The organism is Alcanivorax sp. HI0044 (genome assembly GCF_001634945.1).
Genome location: NZ_LWEZ01001310.1, coordinates 1 through 1317 on the forward strand (window position 1 = coordinate 1; position 1317 = coordinate 1317).

Consider the following 1317-nt stretch of genomic DNA (forward strand, 5'->3'; position numbering starts at 1 on the left):
CTGCTCGGCCGTTTCCCCTTCGCGATGGTGGTACCAGTTGATCACCGAGTTCATTGCCCCGAATACCGGCTTGATCGACACCCTGGGGCGGCTGGCCTGCATCGTGCCGTTACTCATCCCCTCTTCCAGCACCGCCATGAACATCGCCTCACACTGGCTACGGCGGGACTGCAAATCGGTTAGCTGATCCCGCTGCTCGGCAGTGGTGCTGTTACGCAAGACCATTTGCACCGCTTCCGAGACAGTGCGCTGATAAGGCTGGGTACGAATCAGGGTATGCACATAGCGGCGCGCCATTTCCGTAAACCGCTCTGGGGCAGGCAGGTCGGATGCTGCCACCGGCTCCAGTTCTTCAAACAGGGCATCCATGGCGCGATGATGGATCTCGAAGAACAGCTCGGCCTTGGAGCTGAAATAGTGGTACACCATCCCCTTGGTGGCAGAAAGGCGACGGGCAATATCGTCAATGCTGGTCGCATTGAACCCCCGCTCCATAAAACACAACGCCGCCGCGTCAAGAATCGCTTCACGGGGTTCGTTTACCAGTGCTTCATTCGGATTCGCCATACGCTTCCTTCCTCTCACCCTTAACCTTTATGCGCCCTTCACCCTCCGGGCATGCTGACTTGGGGCGCCCTGCAACCGGCTTTCTCTTTGCTTTTCAGCTCCCGGGACGGTTTGCGGCCGAAGTCTGACACAAGTTCCGAAGCGCACCATTGACCGCACAGCAAGCCGTGACGGATTTCCCGCCCTAGATGGCGCTTTTGACCCTTTACGGCTGATTACGCCGCTCGCATACTGACTCTTTTTAAAATAACGTTTTGAAATTTGGCCTCGGTGGGCATTGTCCGGGCCAGCAACGGGAGAGCACCATGAGCAAACCGCAAATCAGCCTCGACGATCTGCAGGCAAACGTTGGTAAAAACGTTGGCGAATCCCAGTGGCGCACCGTCGATCAGCAACGCATTGATGGCTTTGCCGAGTTGACCGAAGACCCCCAGTGGATCCACACCGACCCGGAGCGGGCCGCCAAGGAAAGCCCTTTCGGTGCCACCATCGCCCACGGCTTTTTGTCTTTGTCACTGCTGTCGGCCATGGCCATCGATGTACTGCCCACCATCAAGGGCCAGGTCATGGGCATCAACTACGGCTTCGACAAAGTGCGCTTCATGAACCCGGTGCGCGAAGGCAGCAAGATACGCGGCTCGTTCACCCTGCTGGAAGTCAAACAGCGCTCCGATAATGAATGGCAACTTCGCCACGGTGTGCAAGTCGAGATCGAAGGGCAGGAAAAGCCCGCCTTGATTGCGGAATGGT

General features: G+C 57.6%; 2 protein-coding genes. One reads left to right on the forward strand and one right to left on the reverse strand.

Annotated elements, in window-relative coordinates; genetic code table 11:
• On the reverse strand, positions 1-567 hold a 567-nt coding region (locus A3730_RS19140; protein ID WP_063538700.1), incomplete at its 3' end, for a TetR family transcriptional regulator.
• 305 nt (positions 568-872) lie between these two features.
• Here A3730_RS19140 and A3730_RS19145 point away from each other — a divergent pair.
• Positions 873-1317, forward strand: a 445-nt coding sequence (locus tag A3730_RS19145) for a MaoC family dehydratase (RefSeq protein WP_063538702.1), incomplete at its 3' end; no start/stop codon positions are given.